The organism is Nocardia amamiensis NBRC 102102 (genome assembly GCF_001612745.1).
In the GTDB taxonomy this organism is placed as follows: Bacteria; Actinomycetota; Actinomycetes; order Mycobacteriales; family Mycobacteriaceae; genus Nocardia; species Nocardia amamiensis.
Genome location: NZ_BDBA01000042.1, coordinates 16,660 through 32,536, shown reverse-complemented (window position 1 = coordinate 32,536; position 15,877 = coordinate 16,660). Strand labels below are relative to the sequence as shown.

The following is a 15,877-nucleotide window of genomic DNA, read 5'->3' as shown; positions in this document are numbered from 1 at the left end:
TCCAGCATCCCGACATCGATATCGCGCGCGCAACCGCGCTCACTCCAACAGGCCGGGATCTCACGCAGTCGCCCGCGATCACAGCGCCGCAGGCGCTGCGGATCACACAGAGCGCGCGGCGTGGAAAGCGGCGATCTGCGTCACCAGGTTGTGTGTGGTGTGCTGCACGGCGATCTTCACGAACGGTTCGATGGTCTTGCCGAGTGCACGCCCGGCCAGGCCGCCCGGCACCCGGAAGTCCACGATCGCGTCGACGGTGCACAGAGCGTCGCCCTTGGCGTGGAACAGGAAGGTGGACTCGATCTCGAAACCCTTGATGGACTTCACCCCGATGGCGTAGTCCTTCTCCCACCGGATCACCTCGATTCGCGACTTCAGCGAGGCGGGTCCCAGCTTCATACGCCCGTCGAAGGTGGCGCCGACACCTTCGGTCTGTTCGCTGACCGGTGTGAAGGATTCGACGCCGTGGAGAAAGCGCGGGAGGTTCTGGTAGTCGTTCACATAAGCGAACGCGGACTCCGCCGAGGCAACGCAATCCTCGACGATCTTCACTTCGGTCATACGGAAACCCTAACGGTGGCAGGGCGACACCGGTTCATGCGGTGACTGCCAGCGTCGCGGCCAGCCCGAATGCCAGCGCCATCACGATCACCTCGGCGACCGCACGGCGCAGCGAAGCGTCCGCGCCCATCCGGTGGCCTGCCGCCCGCGGTACCCAGCTGCGCCGCCACCACCAGCCGAGCGCGAGCAGCCCGAGCAGCACCACGGTCTTGGCGAGCAAGATCCTGCCGTAGCCGGTCGTGACGAACGGAACGATCCCGCCGACGCGGATGAGCCCGTTCAGCAATCCGGTCACCGCCACCGTGACCACCAAGGGCAGCGCCACCCCCGAATATCTGGGCAGCACGACCGCCCACTCGCCGCGGGTCCGGACCACCAGCGCGAGCGCGATCAGCAAACCGAGCCAGGCGGCCGCCGCCAACGCGTGCACCGCCGCGAGCACCGAGCCGAATGCCTGCTGCGACATGTGCCCGGTGATCGGGCGCAAGGCCAGCGCGACCGCTGCGAACACCAGCACCAGGTCACCCGAGGCGGATTCGGGCCGCCGGAAAGCCAGCGCGGACCCGCCCGCAACGGCGCCGACGCCGATCAGGATCGCGATCCCGACCTGTCCGCCGCTGACGTCGACCAGATAGGTGCCGAACTGCGCGGCGCCGAGGTCGGCGACCGGAACGCCGACCACGTCCGCCGCCTCGAAGACCAGTACGGCGAACTCGGCGATCGCCCAAACCCCGGCGAGAACGGCCAGCAAGCGCCACGGCGTCCGCAGCCGCGGCGCCATTCTCGGCAGCGCGGCCAACCCGAGCGCAGTCGCCCCGACGCCGTCGGCCACCACCCGAACCACCGCCTCCGCAGGCAGCGGCTCCGGCACGATCAGGACCCACGCGAGCGCCACGCCGGCCAGCCCGGAAGGGAGGCTGAGCAGCAGCGCGAGCCAGGGCGCATGGTCGGCGGCCCGTCCTGCACCGCGGCCGCCGATCTTCACGTCGTTCACCGCTTCGGGTTGCGGCTCCTGCCGCCGAACAACGCGAATGCGAGCCCGCCGCCGAAGAGCGCGATCGCGCCGGCGACGATCACCCACAGCGGAACCCCACCGGAGTCGTCCGCGCGCTCGCCCGCTTTGGCGTTCGGCTTCGGTCCGGGCGTGCCGTTGCCGGGCTTGCTGAGCGTGAAGTGCCGTTTGCCGCTGACGGGGTGGCCGTCGGCCGAGGTCACCCGGTAGGCGATGGTGTACTCGCCGACCGGGCCCAGCTCGCCGACGGCCACGCTGACCGTCTTGCCCTCGACCACCGGATCGCCCTTGGACCAGAGGTTGCCGTCCGGGCCGACGACGGTGAGCGACGGAAAGCCGGGTTGCAGCTCTTCGTTGAACGTGACGCTGACTCGGGCCGGCCCGGTGTCCACCGTCGCGTTGTCCTCCGGAACGCTGCCGGTAGCCGTGGAATGCGCGGCGGCGACTCCCGTCGCGGCGATACCGAATCCGAACAGGAACAGGGCCGCCACCATGGCGGTGAGCAGACGGCGGGTCATGAGCGCCGCCCTCGGATCACGGTGCCGAGACCGAGCGCGACACCGAGCAGGCCGAGCGCGAGGCCGATCCCGCCGAGCCAGCGAGCGGTGTCGTCGGCGTGGTCGGCATCGTCGTCGGCGGCCTCGCTGTCCACTTTGTGCCCGTCTGCCCCGTGCGCGTCGCCCGCGCTGAGGGACACCGACGGCGCCGGATGTTCGGGCTCGTCGCCGTCCTTGCCGACCGGCTGGTCCCAGCTGACCACCTTGCCGTCGGAGTAGGTCTGCTTGGCGGGGAAGCTGACCGAATCCTGCTTGGGCAGCGGGCCGAGCGACACCGCGAAGCGCTGGAATTGACCGGGTGGAATGCCGGGCGCACCGGGGTCCGCGGTCCAGGTGACGGCGGTGACCTGGGACTTCTCGTTCCGTTCGACCCTGGCCGACCATCCAGGGATTGGTTCGGTCCTGGCGGATTTCAGACCGGGCAGGGTGACGGTGAGCGCCGTGGTGCTCGCCGTGTCGGACTCGGTAGGCACCCGGAAGGTGGCGACGGTGTATCCGCCCTGGGTCGCGCCGGGCGCGTCCACGGTGACATGACCCGCGGCGGTGCCGCAGGCGAGCAGGACGAGTCCCGCCGCGGCTGCCGTCGTGCCGACGGCGCGCGAAATCGAGCTGTGCATGCTGAAAGCCTTCTGTGCGAATGGAAGTGGTGTCGGGATGATCAGGTCGACACCGGTGGCGCGCGAGGACCGATCGCGCCGTTCGGAGCACAGCGATAGGCCGCAAGGCCGGGATCCGGCCAGTGCGGCGCGCCGATGACCCGCGCCACCGGCGGAGGGGCGAATATGGCACGCAGCGCCCCGGAGGCCACGGCGTAGAGCCGCCCGGCGAGCATGATCAGGACCGCGCAGCCCAGCGTCGCGAGGGCGTGCGCGAACAGCATCCACCCGACTGGCAGTGTGGGAAGCGTTGTGGCGCCCCGGGTTCCGTGCCCGGTGTGGTCGTGCCCGAGCAGTCCCGACAGCGCAGCATGGCTTGCCAGCTGGCCCACGCCGAGCAGCCCGACCAGCATGGGCCCCGGACGTCCCGGCGCCATGCCGGCGGCCGCCCCCGCCGCGGCGGCGATCAGCAACAGCAGCGTCAGCTCGGTGGAGTCGGGAACACCTCCGCCCGCGGCACCATGCGCCGCGACGGCGAGCGTCGCGACGAGCGCACCGACCAGCCCACCGCGCAGGCGGCCGGCGATCAGGTGCGGGGACATCGGAATGGTTCGGCTCAGCGCACGCCGAGCCGGGCCAGGATGTCGGACTCGATCCCGGACAGCTCCTGCGCGATCGACGCGTGCACGGCGCGGCGTCGATGGGCCGGCATCTGGTCCGAGGTGCGCACGGCGGCGGTGAGGCTGCCGAGACGGTCTTTGGTGGCGGCGGTGAACTTCTGCGTCTCGCCCTTGTCTTTGCCGTCCTGCGTACCGACCTTGCCCAGGGCTGCTTCCGCGTTCGTGATCCTGGCCTGGAGCTTGGCGCCGTGCCCGGTGAAATCGCCGAGCTGGTCGATGCCGATGCCGAGCTGCTGGGCGCGGCGGGTGTCGAGCTGACCGCGCAGGAACGTCGCACCGCGGTAGGCGAGCGGGGCGAGCACCGGGATGAGCACGCGGGCCACGCCGAGGTACTTCTTCACCTGACTCGCGCTGAACGGATCACGCTCGGCCTTGGCAGCCACCTTCAGCGCGGCCTTCTCCTCCGCCTGGAGCGCGGCGATCTGCGCCTTGGCGACCTTGCGCTGGGTGCGCGCCTCGGCGCGGCGGGCTTTGCGGTCGTTCTTGGCGGCGAGCTTGGCCTCGATCACGGCCTTGGCCTTCAGGGCCTTCGCCTCGGCCCTGCGGCTCGGCCGCCGTTTGCGCTTCGTGAACAACCCCATCGAAGGCCCTCCGTCATGCTGGTTCGCCATGGCAGTACGACGCCGGGGAAGGCCGTCCGCCCATGTCACACAGTTCGCCGCTACCCTATCGGTTCGATGCTGATCGCTGCGAGGGTACTGCGTCTCGCGAGCGCCGGGTGTCCCTCGGTTGGCGGAGTTGTCGGGGGGAGGGACCATACTGCATAGCGTGGATTCGGACATCGGTGACCAGGATGGTCGCAAGCGCAACGGCTCGGCCGTGGATCGGCCCGCCGACGTGCCGACCGCCTTCATCGATGCCAGGGCGCTGATCGGATGCCGCCATCGCCTGCGCTTGGACGCGGCGCATCCCGAGGCACTGACCGGGATCACCGAGGACGCGGGGGTCCGTCAGCGCAGAGACGCCGCCGCGGCGCACCGTGGCAGGGTGCGCGACGCCCTGATCGCGGCGGCCCCGGACGCATGGGTGGTGATCGATCCGCAACTGCGCGCCGCCGAGCGGGCCGAAGCGACGATGCGCGCGTGTGCGGCCGGTGCGCAACGCATCTGGGGCGGTCTGCTGCCGCAGGAGCCGGAAACGGGTCGACGCGGCGGCTCGGAGATCCTGCTGCGTGACCAGGAGCGCGGCGGATACATCCCGATCATCGTGGTGAACCACAAGGTGACCGACCCGCGTCAACCGGAACCGGCGGACTTCCATCCCACCACCACGGACCCGTATCACTGGAATCCGCAACCGGATCCGTACCGCAAACTGCGCCAGCAGCCCCGCGACCAACAGCGCCTCGCGCACCTGCACCGGATGCTGCAGCGGCACGGATTGGCCAGTCCGGCGGTGGTCGGCGGCGTGATCGGCTTCGACTTCGACCGGATTCTGGTGCATGATCTCGCCCCGCTGCTGGCCGACTACGACCGCCGCTACGCCGACCGGATCGCGGTGGTGCGCGGCGAGCTGCCGACCGTGCCGTCCAAGGTGCCCGAGTGCAGGCAGTGCCCATGGTGGACGCGGGGCATCGAGGGGCCCAGCTGTGAGAGCTGGCTGATCGAGCGCCGCGACGTCAGCTTGGTGGCGCCCGGTTCGCGCGCCGAGGTGCTACGCAGGCACGGTGTCGAGACGATCGACGAACTGGCCGCCTGGATCGGCGCCGACCCCGAGGACTGGCAGCACGGCCCGTTCGACGAGATGGTGGTGACCGCGCGGGCCTGGATCGTGGGCGCGCCGCTGGTGCGCCGGGTCGAGCCGGTGCGGGTCCGGCGGGCCGACGTGGAGGTCGACGTCGACCTGGAAAGCTTCCAAGAGCACGGCGCCTACCTGTGGGGAACGCTGCTGGACGGCGTGTACCGCCCGTTCGTCACCTGGGACCCGCTGCCCACCGAGGACGAGGGCCGTTCCTTCGGCGAGTTCTGGACCTGGCTGATGACGGTGCGCGCCGAGGCGGCCGCGGCCGGGAAAACGTTTGCCGCCTATTGCTACTCGCGCACCGCCGAGGACAAGTGGCTGTACGAGTCGGCGCGGCGGTTCGCGGGACGCCCGGGCGTGCCGACCGTGGAGCAGGTGCGCGCGTTCGTGGACGGGCCGCAGTGGGTGGACATGTTCCAGGCCGTCTCCGACCAGTTCATCTGCCCGAATGGCAAGGGACTGAAGAAGATCGCACCCGTCGCCGGATTCTCCTGGCGCGATCCCGAGGCGAGCGGCGAGGCGTCGATGAGCTGGTATCGACTGGCGGTCGGCTACGACGGCGCACCCGATCCGGTCCAGCGGACCCGGCTGCTGGAGTACAACGAGGACGACGTCCGCGCCACCCAGGTCTTGCGCGAGTGGATGACGACCCGCGCCGATGCCGAGGTTCCCGGCCTGGCCGACTTCCGGCACGCGTCCGCACTGCCTCCTTCGAGCCCGTCGATCGGTGGCGGCGGTACCATCGCGACGTGACAGAGCACGTCGAAAAACTCGAGTTCCAGGCAGAGACTCATCAGCTGCTCGAGCTGATGATCCATTCGGTCTACTCCAACAAGGACACCTTCCTGCGGGAGCTGATCTCGAACTCCTCCGACGCGCTGGACAAGCTGCGGCTGGAGTCTTTCCGGGACAAGGATCTGCACGTCGACACGTCGGACCTGCACATCGAGCTGCTGGTCGACAAAGACAACCGGATCCTGACCGTTCGGGACAACGGCATCGGTATGTCGCGCGCCGAGGTGGTCGATCTGATCGGCACCCTAGCCAAGTCCGGTACCGCCGAGCTGCGCAAGCAGCTGAGGGATGCCAAGTCCGAGGCCGCCGCGGAGGAGCTGATCGGCCAGTTCGGCATCGGCTTCTACTCCACCTTCATGGTCGCCGACAAGGTCACGCTGACCACACGCCGCGCGGGTGAGACCATCGGCACCCGGTGGGAGGCGACCGCAGGCAGCTCCACTTACACGATCGAAGAGCTGGACGAGGCCCCGCAGGGCACGTCCGTCGCACTCCACTTGAAGCCGGTGGACGAGGAGGACCACCTCTTCGACTACACCCTGGAGTGGAAGCTGCGGGAGATCGTCAAGAAGTACTCCGACTTCATCGCCTGGCCGATCCGCATGCCGGTCGAGCGGACGGTCACCGAAGGCGAGGGCGAGGACGCCAAGGAAACGACCGTCCTCGAAGACCAGACGCTCAACTCCATGAAGGCGCTGTGGACCCGCCCCAAGAGCGAGGTCAGCGACGAGGAGTACAAGGAGTTCTACAAGCACGTCAGCCACGGGTGGGACGATCCGCTGGAGATCATCCCGCTGAAGGCCGAGGGCACGTTCGAATACCAGGCGCTGCTGTTCATCCCGTCGCACGCGCCGTTCGACCTGTTCGCCCGCGAGCACAAGCGCGGTGTGCAGCTCTACGTCAAGCGGGTGTTCATCATGGACAACTGCGAAGAGCTGATGCCGGAGTACCTGCGCTTCGTCAAGGGTGTGGTGGACGCGCAGGACCTGTCGCTCAACGTCTCCCGCGAGATCCTGCAGCAGGACCGGCAGATCCAGATGATCCGCAAGCGCCTGGTGAAGAAGGTGCTGTCCACGGTGAAGGATCTGCAGGGCGCCGAGGACCAGACCAATTACCAGACCTTCTGGACGGAGTTCGGCCGCGTCCTCAAGGAGGGTCTGCTCGCGGACTTCGACAACCGCGAGACGATTCTGCAGGTCTCCTCGTTCGCCTCGACGAACTCCGAGTCCGAGCTGACCACGCTGGCCCAGTACCTGGAGCGGATGCCCGAAGGCCAGGACAAGATCTACTACATGACCGGCGAGACCCGCCAGCAGGTCGAGAGCTCCCCGCATCTGGAGGCGTTCCTGGCCAAGGGCCGCGAGGTGCTGATCCTGACCGACCCGGTCGACGAGATGTGGGTCGGTTCGGTACCGGACTTCGACGGCAAGCAGTTCCAGTCCATCGCCAAGGGCGAGGTCGACCTGGAGACCGAAGAGGAGAAGAAGGCCTCCGAGGCGCTGCGCGAGCAGCAGGACAAAGACTTCGCCGATGTGCTGGCCTGGCTGGGCAAGACGCTGGAGGAGAGCGTCAAGGAGGTCCGTCTGACCAACCGGCTCACCACCTCGCCCGCCTGCCTGGTCGGTGACGTCTTCGACTTCACGCCGATGCTGGAGCGGATGTATCGCGCATCAGGTCAGGTGTTGCCGGAGACCAAGCGGATTCTGGAGCTCAACCCGACCCACCCGCTGGTCACCGGCCTGCGCGACGCGTACGCGGCGAAGCAGGAGCAGGCCGACGCGGGCACCGCGACCGAGCTGTCCGAAACCGCCGAACTGCTCTTCGGCACGGCGGTGCTGGCCGAGGGCGGCGAGCTGAAGGATCCGGCGCACTTCGCGCACATCCTCACCGACCGGCTCACCCGCACGCTGTGAACCCCGCCGCGACCGGAGGACCGTGCTGTCCTCCGGTCGCGGCAGGGCCGCCGGACGCTGTTTCGGCCATTTCGCGGCTTCAGAGGCTCTCGGGATGGCATATTCGCAGAACTGGGGAGTTCGTCCCCGGTGTGGCGCGGTTAGATGGGGATGGCTGAAAGGATCGTCCGACATGTCCGGAAACCCGCTTGCCGTCGCCGAGCCGTGGGACCTCGTCGCCGACGGATACGCCGAGTTCGCGCCCGCCATCATGCGGCCGTTCTCGGCCCGCGCGCTCGAGTTCGCCTCGTTGTCGCCCGCATCGCAGGTCGTGGACGTGGCGGCGGGACCTGGCACGCTCAGCATGCTGGCCGCCGAACAGGTGGCGGTGGTCGAGGCGATCGATTTCTCCGAGCCGATGATCGGGCGGCTGGCAAAGGACGCCGCTGCCGCCGGGCTGACCAATATCCGCGCCCAGGTGGGTGACGGGCAGGACCTGCCGTTCGAGTCCGATCGGTTCGACGCCGGGTTCTCGATGTTCGGCCTGATGTTCTTCCCCGAGCGGGCCAGGGGATTCGCCGAGTTGTTCCGGGTGCTGCGGCCGGGCGGCACGGCGGTGGTGTCGAGTTGGGCGCCGGTCGCGGACTCGCCGCTCATGCGGATGATGTTCGGGGCCCTGGCCGCGGCCGACCCGGACATCCAGGAGCCGCAGCCGAATTTCCTGAGCCTGGAGAACCCGGAGGTCTTCGAATCGGAGATGCGGGGCGCGGGCTTCGAAGCTGTGTCGATTCAACGGCATTCGATCGCGCTCACCTTCGACAGCCCGGCGCAGATGTGGGAGACCATGGTGCGCAGCAGCGCGCCGCTGGAACTCATGCGCCACAGCGTCAGTGTGGAGGTTTGGGCCGAGCGAGCCGCTGTCATGCAGGCATATCTCGCGGAGAAGTACCGGCCGAACTGTCCGCTGTCCACCACCGCGTACCTCGGCATCGGGCACAAGCCGCTGGACTGAACCGGCCGCGCGCGGCATTCCGCAGCGCGCGCAGCCGGTTCGAGCGGAATTACCGCGGGGCCATGCGCAGCGCGCCGTCCATGCGGATGGTCTCGCCGTTCAGGTAGTCGTGCTCGACGATGTACTGCGACAGCTGCGCGTACTCGTCCGGACGGCCGAGGCGGGAGGGGAAGGGCACGCCCGCCTCGAGCCCCTTGCGGTACTCCTCGGTGACGCCGGCCAGCATCGGTGTGTCGATGATGCCGGGGGCGATGGTGTTCACCCGGATGCCGAACTGAGCCAAGTCACGCGCGGCCGGAACGGTCATACCGTGCACGCCGCCCTTGGATGCCGAGTAGGCGATCTGGCCGATCTGGCCCTCGAACGCGGCGACGGATGCGGTGTTGATGATGACGCCGCGCTGGCCGTACTCGTCCACGGCCTCGGTCTTCGCGATCGCGTCGGCGGCCAGCCGCATGACGTTGAAGGTGCCGAGCAGGTTCACCGTGATGACCGTGCGGAACAGCTCCAAGTCGTGCGGGCCGTTCTTGGACAGGATGCGTCCCGCCCAGCCAACGCCGGCGCAGTTGACCACGATGCGCAGCGGCGTGCCCGACTCGACGACCTGCTCGACCGCCGCGCTCACCTCGTCGTTGCTGGTGACATCGGCCGCGATGAGGGTGACCCCGTCGGGTACGTTGTCGCCGGCGCGCTCGATCGACTGCGGCACATCGAGGCCGAAGACGGTGGCGCCGAGCTCGGCGAAACGCTTGGCGGTGGCGGCGCCTAGGCCCGATGCGCCCCCGGTGACAATGGCGGCGGAACCCGAAATCTCCACGATGGTCCTCTCGTTCGTGACAGCCAGTTGGCCCTTCGTCAATTGCACCTTAGTAGGCGCTGGCGGACGTAGTCTGTCGGCAGCCCGCAGAATGGAGCATCCACGTCAGCTCGACCGAATACCGGAGTCACCGCATGACCGAATCGGCCACCAGTGCCCGCCTCCCGCGCGGCAGGCACGGCCTGCCGCGGGAGCAGGTGATCGCCTCGCAGCGCGAGCGGATCCTGATTGCGACAGCCGAGGCCATGGCCGAAAACGGCTATATCGGAACGTCGGTTGCGGCGATCCTGAAGCGGGCCGGTGTGTCGCGGGAAACCTTCTACGAGCAATTCCGCTCCAAGGAGGATTGTTTCGAGGCGGCCTACGAGCGCGCCGTGCGGCTACTGCTCGATCGGATCGCCGAGGCCACCGAGGCGGAAGAGGTCTCGGCCGAGGGCACCGAGTCCATGGCGCGAATGGACCGGATCTTGCGCGCCTACCTTCAGCATTTGGTGGACGACCCGGCCAGCGCGCGGCTGTTCCTGGTCGAGGTCTTCGCGGTGGGATCCGCGGCTATCGCGCGCCGTGCCCAGCTGCAGGAGTTGTTCGTCGGTTTGATCGCCGACGTGCTCGACGCGCGAACCGAACAGCAGCGCTTCGCCTGCCAGACCCTCGCCGCCGCGGTGGGGTCGATGGTCACCGCTCGGATCGCGGTCGGTGACACGGATGGTCTGCTCGCGCTGCGGAAACCGCTGCTGGATCTGGTGGGTCGAGGCGGTGACTTGTACGGATGTGCACTGGTGGATCACGCGCCTTGACGGAGTCCGGTACGGACCCCGCCTCGGCGCAGGTATCAGGCGTGCACTCCGGCGGGGGCCGGATGACCCACGCGGGCGGCCGACAGCGACAGCGCGCGCAGGGCGCACAGCCAGCCGATGCCGCCGAGCACCATGCGCGGGTAGTTCAGCGCAGTCCAGAGCTCGACGAACGACTCCACCCGATCGGGGGTCCATTCGGCGCCTCCGGACTGGAACAGCAGCATCTGGGTCGCGAAGTAGCCGTAGGTCGTCACGGAGTAGCAGGCCATGATCGCGGCGCCTGCGATCCACCAGCGCCGGAAGGGGCCGGGTGTGCGCCACGCGACGAACAGATTGATCAGCGACAGGAGTGTGACGATGGGCGACACGAACGGCCAGAAGGCTCGCCCGGCCCGCTTGAAGCCGGATTCCTCCATCGCGATGAGTACCTGGTCGGGCGGGGCGCTCTCCCACATCGGGATGATGCCGAGCTTCTCGTACCATCCCGCGCCGAATTGGATGCCGACGAAGATCACCAGCAGCCACAGCGGAACCGCGCGCTTCGTTGTCATGTCCGAACTCCTATCGTCCTCAAGTACTCTCTATTTCAGAGACTCTCTATAATAGAGAGAATAGAAAGGAGCCCTGTGCGGTGACATCAGGGAAAACCCGGAGAACGGCCCTGACTTCGTTGCAGAACGAGTTACGGGTCCAGGCAACCCGCACCGTCATGTTCCACTCGGTGGTCGCGTCGCGCCTCGGGATAACGCTGACCGATCTCAGCTGTCTCAATGTTCTCGGCATCGATGGGCCGCAGACCCCCGGCAGCCTGGCTGCTCGGCTCGGGATAACCCGCGGCGGCGCGGTGACCGCGTTGATCGACCGGCTGGAACGCGCAGGCTATGTCCGGCGAGAGCGTGATCCGCAGGACAGGCGTCGCGTTCTCGTCGCGCTCGACGAGGCAAGTGCCGCGGTCGCAGCGCTCTTCGCCGGCCTCGGCGCCGCGATCGGAGCGCATCTCGACGAATATGACACCGCCGAGATCGAACTGCTGGCGCGCTTCGTCGCGGAGCTCAACGAGCGGGTCGGCGAGGCGACTGACCAGCTGTGATCCGCGCAGCCTCGGTGAAGGGCGGTCGGTCGGAGGCGGACCGTCGGCCTTCGACCGCCCGCCGGGCCAGAAGTACTCCGAGAGCAGCTGCCGGTGCGGAGAGGGCGACGGCGGCGACGAGCGGGCCTGGCAGGGCGGGTGCGGCGGCGCCGAGCAAGGTCGCCGCACCGAAGTAGAGGAACAGCAAGCCCGAGCCTATGCCGATCGCGTGCTCCGGCAGGTGCTTGCCGACCAGCATGCCGACCGCGATGGCGAGCGCGTCGGCGGCGACCATGCCGATAGTCGAGCCCAGCCAGACGCCCGCCCAGTCGAAGTCGGTGGCCAGCGCCGCGGTCGCGAACATGGTCCGATCGCCCAGCTCGGCCAGCAGGAACGCGGACAGCACCACGAAGAACGGCGCGCTCGCGGTCTTGGGCGTCTTCGGCTCGGGCTGCCCGTCGGCGGGACCGAAGTGCTCACGCAAGGTCCACAGGCCGACGGCCAGGAAGGTGACCGCGGCGACCAGTGCGATCGCTCGGGTGGGCAGGGCCGTACCGAGGAAGTAGCCGACGCCGACCGAGATCAAGTGCACCGCCGCCGTGGCCGTCGCGATGCCGCCCAGCACTACCCACCAGCGATAGCGCAGGGCGAACGTCAGCGCCATCAGCTGGGACTTGTCTCCCAGCTCGGCGAGAAAGACGATGCCGATGCTCAGCAATACGGTGGCGATCATGTGTGGCTTGCTCCAAGGTCTCCGGCCTGCCGGTCGGAGATAGGGGTAGCCTCCGGCCGACAACGAATCGGTTGTCCAGGCCGAAGGTCTCGCCCACCGGATGGATGCCGGTTCACACAGCCGGACCCGGGCCCAGGTGGGGCTGCGGGTCAGTATGTCGACTGTGCAATTGGGGGCTACTCCCCTTCGCTGTTTCCGACTCTACCGCGCCGGATCCTCCGCGCCAACTCGTTGTAGTCGAAATCGCAATGCGCGCAATAAGTTTGGCGATCCGCGCAAGGAGTTTCGGCTACCCTCACGCGGCCAGCAGCATGGCCAGAATCGCGGTGTCGGGATCACTGATCGGGTCCAGGCCGACCCGGCTGACCAGCGACGTGACCGTCCCGTCGGACTCCGCCTCGGCCCACGCGGCGCGGTGCTCCAGCCCCAGATGCGGCACGCCGGGCAGCAGTACGCAGCCGGATGCCGCGCCCGCGCATTCGGGCAGCGAAGGCAGGGTTTCGGACGGGGGATGCAGCATCAGCAGGGCTGGTGGCACATGTGTGGCAAACCGGCCGGGTTGCACGGCTTCCTCGCCGAGCACAGGACCTTCGGCCAGCACCAGGCCGACCGTGCCGGGGGCTGGATCGTCGGGTAGCTCCTCACGCACACCGAACACCGTGGAGGTCGTCAGCAACCCGGGAAGCGTGGCCACGCGTACCGCGAGTACGAGAACCTGGGCCCACTCCTTGGTAGTGTCCGGCCAGCGGCCGGAGATAACGAAGCCCCGCAGCGAGCCACGCGAGTGGAACGGCGTGATGCCGATTGGTTCGTTCGTGCGCATTTCTGCCTCCCGTTTGTGGAACCGGGGGCGGCCTTGCCCGTCCTTTTTCTGTGGATTCCCGAATATGAACCACGAGTCACCTGGCACACAAGTACCAAAGAGTGCCAAACGGAAGGGTCCGCGAACCCCAGCCGGGCGTGGCTGGGGTTCGCGGACCCGATACCGGTGTTCCGAACGGCTCAGCCGAAGATGAGGCCCTTCGCCTGAGAGGTCGCCTTGGCGAACCGCTCCTGCACGTCGGCCCAGTTGACGACGTTCCAGAACGCGGTGACGTAGTCCGCCTTGACGTTCTTGTACTGCAGGTAGAAAGCGTGCTCCCACATGTCGACCTGCAGCAGCGGGATGATGCCGAGCGGGACGTTGGCCTGCTGGTCGTAGAGCTGGAAGGTCAGCAGCTTCTGGCCGAGGGTGTCGAAGCCGAGCACCGCCCAGCCGGAGCCCTGCAGACCGTTGGCCGCCGCGGTGAACTGCGCGCGGAACTTGTCGAACGAGCCGAACTGGTCGTCGATCGCCGCGGCCAGCTCGCCGACCGGCTTGTCACCGCCGTTGGGGGAGAGGTTCTTCCACCAGATGGAGTGGTTGACGTGGCCACCCAGGTGGAAGGCGAGGTTCTTCTCGTTCAGGAAGATGGCGCTGTGATCGCCCGACTCCCGAGCGGCTTCCAGCTTCTCCAGTGCGGCGTTCGCACCGGCGACGTAAGCGGCGTGGTGCTTGGAATGATGAAGCTCGTTGATCTGCCCGGAGATGTGGGGCTCCAGGGCGCTGTAGTCGTAATCCAGATCTGGCAGCGTGTACTCAGCCACGATGTCCCTTCCTATGTCGGGCTGGTGTGCCCGTTGTCCAGAGCACAGCCAACCATCATTCGTACACCCGGTCGATTCCAACTTGGGCTGACGCCCGCGCATTCCGGTGACACCGACCGAACCGCACATCGCATCGTTTCACGACGGCGACGTACTGCTCACCCGCCGGCGGACGGGTCGCGGATCGTCACATCACGAACATCGGCACCACTGGAAACGCACGCGTAGCATCGAACCATGTCGTGGTACGACGAACTAGTGGGGCGTCTCAGCCTCCCCGAACCCGCCATGGTCACACCCGAACAAGCTCTGCCCGGCCGGGCCGAACCGCTCGAGGTGCCGGATACCCACTATGTGAACGGTCACCCGATCCATCCGCCGTTTCCGGAGGGCATGCAGGTCGCGGTCGTCGCGATGGGCTGTTTCTGGGGCGCGGAGAAGGGATTCTGGGAACTCGGCGGGGTTTACACCACGGCGGTCGGCTATGTCGGCGGGTACACACCGAATCCCACGTATGAAGAGGTATGCAGCGGGCGGACCGGCCACACGGAATCCGTGCTCGTCGTGTTCGATCCCGCGGTGATCGATTACGCCGGCGTTCTCAGGCACTTCTGGGAGAACCACGATCCCACCCAGGGCATGCGGCAGGGCAACGACCGTGGCACGCAGTACCGTTCGGCCATCTTCACGCTGGATGCCGAGCAGGCCGATCTCGCTCGCGGGACGGCCGATGCGTACGGAAAGCGACTGTCCGCGGCCGGCTACGGCGAGATCACCACGGAGATCAGAGAACTGCCCCGGCTGCCTGCGTTCTACTACGCCGAGGGCTATCACCAGCAGTACTTGGCGAAGAACCCGGGCGGATACTGCCCGGTGCACGCTACCGGCGTGAGCTGCCCGGTGGGCTTGGGCGCCTGACGCGCCGGCCGGACCGAGAACCGCGCATCCGGTAGACCGGATGCGCGGAACCCGGTGACGCGAGTCGTTTCGGTCCGGGGCAGGCGGTTACAACGGTGGAGCGATCCCGGGCCGGGTTGCCCGCGGGTCGCCCGCGTCGTGCGCCTGCCACCAGCGAACTCCATTCGCGATGAAATCCGCCAGCGGGATCTGCTTGCCCTGCGCGTCGTGAACGGTCATGCCGTCGAACCACACCCGGACGTCCAGCTCGCGCGGATCGATGCCCTCCTCTTGCGAGAACTCCAGAACATGCGCGGATTCGTGGTCGTCGATCCTGGTGTCGAAGCTGAGCAGCTCGCTCCACAGCGCCCAGCCGCTGTCGTCCAGGTCGATGAATTCCCAGCCGTGCAGCCGCCCGCCGCCGAAGCTGCGAATGGCCTCGTCCACGCCGTCCAGTTGCAGCGGCAGCACCCGCGGCTCCACGTCGTCCCAGTGCTGTGCCCGCAGGGAGGCGGCGATCCGGCTCACGCCGGTGAAGGTCACTTGGACCCGGTAGTCCTCCGATCCCGTGCCGTGCTCGGGGAGTGTCAGCACTTCGAGGTCGAGTCGTAGTTGATTGGCCGCCTCGTCCACCGCGAGGCCGAGGCACGTGGCCTCCGACAGCGCGACGTTGAGACCGGCGGTGTCCATTCCGTCGAGTAGCCCCCTGCTCACGTTCATAGGCCCAGGCTACCGATCCTCGTGACGCAAGCCCCGTATTTCAGCGGCGTTCTCATTTTCATGGAACCGAATGAGTGCCGGCGCCGTCCAAGTAGATATCGGAGCCTCTTCGGCCGCAGGCTTCGACGTCGGCGACGAATGGCCGCTCCGGGATGGTCAAGGAGGGGAGTCCCGGATCGGTCATTCGCATCGCTCACACAGGGGCCGACCGGGGGGAGAACGTCGAAGCCGGGGTGGTTCCGGGCCTTGGGTACGGAAAAGGCTGGGTCTGATCGATCGGCTGCTCGATAGCCGCACCCTTTCGGTGGCGCGCTCTTCCATAGCCGCGTCTTGTGGATCAGCTTGTGGATTATGTGGATAACTTCGACCGAGT

Annotated in this window: 18 protein-coding genes; 6 read left to right on the top strand and 12 right to left on the bottom strand. The window is 67.8% G+C overall.

Annotated elements, in window-relative coordinates:
* Positions 1–102: 102 nt before the first annotated feature.
* From NA4_RS11120 to NA4_RS11095, 6 genes are read right to left on the bottom strand one after another with little or no spacing between them, the layout of a single operon-like run.
* Positions 103–561, bottom strand: a complete 459-nt coding sequence (locus NA4_RS11120; protein ID WP_067468171.1) for an SRPBCC family protein — start codon at positions 559–561, stop codon at positions 103–105.
* Positions 562–595: 34 nt separating this feature from the next.
* Entirely contained in the window at positions 596–1,546 is a 951-nt protein-coding gene (locus tag NA4_RS11115; RefSeq protein WP_245671269.1) for a CopD family protein, read from the bottom strand.
* 5 nt (positions 1,547–1,551) lie between these two features.
* The gene (locus NA4_RS11110) at positions 1,552–2,091 is read right to left on the bottom strand and encodes a copper resistance CopC family protein (RefSeq protein ID WP_067468169.1); all 540 of its coding nucleotides are present in this window, start codon (positions 2,089–2,091) and stop codon (positions 1,552–1,554) included.
* Positions 2,088–2,747 (bottom strand): YcnI family copper-binding membrane protein, encoded by a 660-nt coding sequence (locus NA4_RS11105; protein WP_067468167.1) that lies wholly within the window; start codon positions 2,745–2,747, stop codon positions 2,088–2,090. Before NA4_RS11105 ends, NA4_RS11110 begins: the two co-directional genes overlap by 4 nt.
* Before the next feature lie 41 nt (positions 2,748–2,788).
* The gene (locus NA4_RS11100; protein ID WP_067468165.1) at positions 2,789–3,328 is read right to left on the bottom strand and encodes a hypothetical protein; all 540 of its coding nucleotides are present in this window, start codon (positions 3,326–3,328) and stop codon (positions 2,789–2,791) included.
* A 14-nt stretch (positions 3,329–3,342) separates the two neighbouring features.
* On the bottom strand, positions 3,343–3,987 hold the full coding sequence (locus NA4_RS11095; protein WP_067468163.1) for a DUF6474 family protein: 645 nt from the start codon (positions 3,985–3,987) through the stop codon (positions 3,343–3,345).
* A 238-nt stretch (positions 3,988–4,225) separates the two neighbouring features.
* Here NA4_RS11095 and NA4_RS11090 point away from each other — a divergent pair, with 238 nt between their 5' ends.
* The 3 genes from NA4_RS11090 (at position 4,226) to NA4_RS11080 (ending at position 8,845) form a co-directional block, all read left to right on the top strand.
* Entirely contained in the window at positions 4,226–5,899 is a 1,674-nt protein-coding gene (locus NA4_RS11090) for a TM0106 family RecB-like putative nuclease (protein ID WP_067468186.1), read from the top strand.
* Entirely contained in the window at positions 5,896–7,854 is a 1,959-nt protein-coding gene (htpG, locus tag NA4_RS11085) for a molecular chaperone HtpG (protein ID WP_067468160.1), read from the top strand. Before NA4_RS11090 ends, htpG begins: the two co-directional genes overlap by 4 nt.
* A 172-nt stretch (positions 7,855–8,026) precedes the next feature.
* Positions 8,027–8,845, top strand: coding sequence for a class I SAM-dependent methyltransferase (locus tag NA4_RS11080; RefSeq protein WP_067468157.1), 819 nt, complete (start codon positions 8,027–8,029; stop codon positions 8,843–8,845).
* A 49-nt stretch (positions 8,846–8,894) separates the two neighbouring features.
* Here NA4_RS11080 and NA4_RS11075 read toward each other — a convergent pair whose 3' ends face one another.
* Positions 8,895–9,662, bottom strand: a complete 768-nt coding sequence (locus tag NA4_RS11075; protein ID WP_067468183.1) for an SDR family NAD(P)-dependent oxidoreductase — start codon at positions 9,660–9,662, stop codon at positions 8,895–8,897.
* A 134-nt stretch (positions 9,663–9,796) separates the two neighbouring features.
* On the opposite strand from NA4_RS11075, the gene NA4_RS11070 reads away from it, so the two are divergent.
* Positions 9,797–10,459, top strand: a complete 663-nt coding sequence (locus tag NA4_RS11070; RefSeq protein WP_067468154.1) for a TetR/AcrR family transcriptional regulator — start codon at positions 9,797–9,799, stop codon at positions 10,457–10,459.
* 35 nt (positions 10,460–10,494) lie between these two features.
* Here the strand turns inward: NA4_RS11070 and NA4_RS11065 are convergent, their stop codons facing one another.
* Complete coding sequence (locus tag NA4_RS11065) at positions 10,495–11,010, bottom strand: DUF1772 domain-containing protein (RefSeq protein WP_067468151.1); 516 nt, start codon at positions 11,008–11,010, stop codon at positions 10,495–10,497.
* Positions 11,011–11,090: 80 nt separating this feature from the next.
* Between NA4_RS11065 and NA4_RS11060 the strand changes: the two genes are divergently transcribed.
* The gene (locus tag NA4_RS11060) at positions 11,091–11,549 is read left to right on the top strand and encodes a MarR family winged helix-turn-helix transcriptional regulator (protein ID WP_245671268.1); all 459 of its coding nucleotides are present in this window, start codon (positions 11,091–11,093) and stop codon (positions 11,547–11,549) included.
* Here the strand turns inward: NA4_RS11060 and NA4_RS11055 are convergent.
* The 3 genes from NA4_RS11055 to NA4_RS11045 all read right to left on the bottom strand — a co-directional run bounded on the left by NA4_RS11055 (position 11,512) and on the right by NA4_RS11045 (position 13,887).
* On the bottom strand, positions 11,512–12,261 hold the full coding sequence (locus NA4_RS11055) for a TMEM165/GDT1 family protein (RefSeq protein ID WP_067468148.1): 750 nt from the start codon (positions 12,259–12,261) through the stop codon (positions 11,512–11,514). The genes NA4_RS11060 and NA4_RS11055 overlap by 38 nt on opposite strands.
* Before the next feature lie 295 nt (positions 12,262–12,556).
* Complete coding sequence (locus tag NA4_RS11050) at positions 12,557–13,084, bottom strand: peptidase (RefSeq protein ID WP_067468145.1); 528 nt, start codon at positions 13,082–13,084, stop codon at positions 12,557–12,559.
* Between the two features lie 179 nt (positions 13,085–13,263).
* Complete coding sequence (locus tag NA4_RS11045; RefSeq protein ID WP_040772607.1) at positions 13,264–13,887, bottom strand: superoxide dismutase; 624 nt, start codon at positions 13,885–13,887, stop codon at positions 13,264–13,266.
* Positions 13,888–14,124: 237 nt separating this feature from the next.
* On the opposite strand from NA4_RS11045, the gene msrA reads away from it, so the two are divergent.
* Positions 14,125–14,805 carry a peptide-methionine (S)-S-oxide reductase MsrA gene (gene msrA, locus NA4_RS11040; RefSeq protein ID WP_067468142.1) on the top strand — a complete coding sequence of 227 codons (681 nt, stop codon included), beginning with the start codon at positions 14,125–14,127 and terminating at the stop codon, positions 14,803–14,805.
* A gap of 87 nt (positions 14,806–14,892) precedes the next feature.
* Here the strand turns inward: msrA and NA4_RS11035 are convergent, their stop codons facing one another.
* Positions 14,893–15,504 (bottom strand): hypothetical protein, encoded by a 612-nt coding sequence (locus NA4_RS11035; protein ID WP_067468135.1) that lies wholly within the window; start codon positions 15,502–15,504, stop codon positions 14,893–14,895.
* Between the last annotated feature and the right edge of the window lie 373 nt (positions 15,505–15,877).

Bases quoted from the DNA above. Each gene is read 5' to 3' on its own strand.
- msrA (WP_067468142.1), top strand. From the start codon at position 14,125: ATGTCGTGGTACGACGAACTAGTGGGGCGTCTCAGCCTCCCCGAACCC.
- NA4_RS11055 (WP_067468148.1), bottom strand. From the start codon at position 12,261: ATGATCGCCACCGTATTGCTGAGCATCGGCATCGTCTTTCTCGCCGAG.
- NA4_RS11120 (WP_067468171.1), bottom strand. From the start codon at position 561: ATGACCGAAGTGAAGATCGTCGAGGATTGCGTTGCCTCGGCGGAGTCC.
- NA4_RS11080 (WP_067468157.1), top strand. From the start codon at position 8,027: ATGTCCGGAAACCCGCTTGCCGTCGCCGAGCCGTGGGACCTCGTCGCC.
- NA4_RS11100 (WP_067468165.1), bottom strand. From the start codon at position 3,328: ATGTCCCCGCACCTGATCGCCGGCCGCCTGCGCGGTGGGCTGGTCGGT.
- NA4_RS11095 (WP_067468163.1), bottom strand. From the start codon at position 3,987: ATGGGGTTGTTCACGAAGCGCAAACGGCGGCCGAGCCGCAGGGCCGAG.
- NA4_RS11105 (WP_067468167.1), bottom strand. From the start codon at position 2,747: ATGCACAGCTCGATTTCGCGCGCCGTCGGCACGACGGCAGCCGCGGCG.
- NA4_RS11050 (WP_067468145.1), bottom strand. From the start codon at position 13,084: ATGCGCACGAACGAACCAATCGGCATCACGCCGTTCCACTCGCGTGGC.
- NA4_RS11035 (WP_067468135.1), bottom strand. From the start codon at position 15,504: ATGAACGTGAGCAGGGGGCTACTCGACGGAATGGACACCGCCGGTCTC.
- NA4_RS11110 (WP_067468169.1), bottom strand. From the start codon at position 2,091: ATGACCCGCCGTCTGCTCACCGCCATGGTGGCGGCCCTGTTCCTGTTC.
- NA4_RS11065 (WP_067468151.1), bottom strand. From the start codon at position 11,010: ATGACAACGAAGCGCGCGGTTCCGCTGTGGCTGCTGGTGATCTTCGTC.
- NA4_RS11070 (WP_067468154.1), top strand. From the start codon at position 9,797: ATGACCGAATCGGCCACCAGTGCCCGCCTCCCGCGCGGCAGGCACGGC.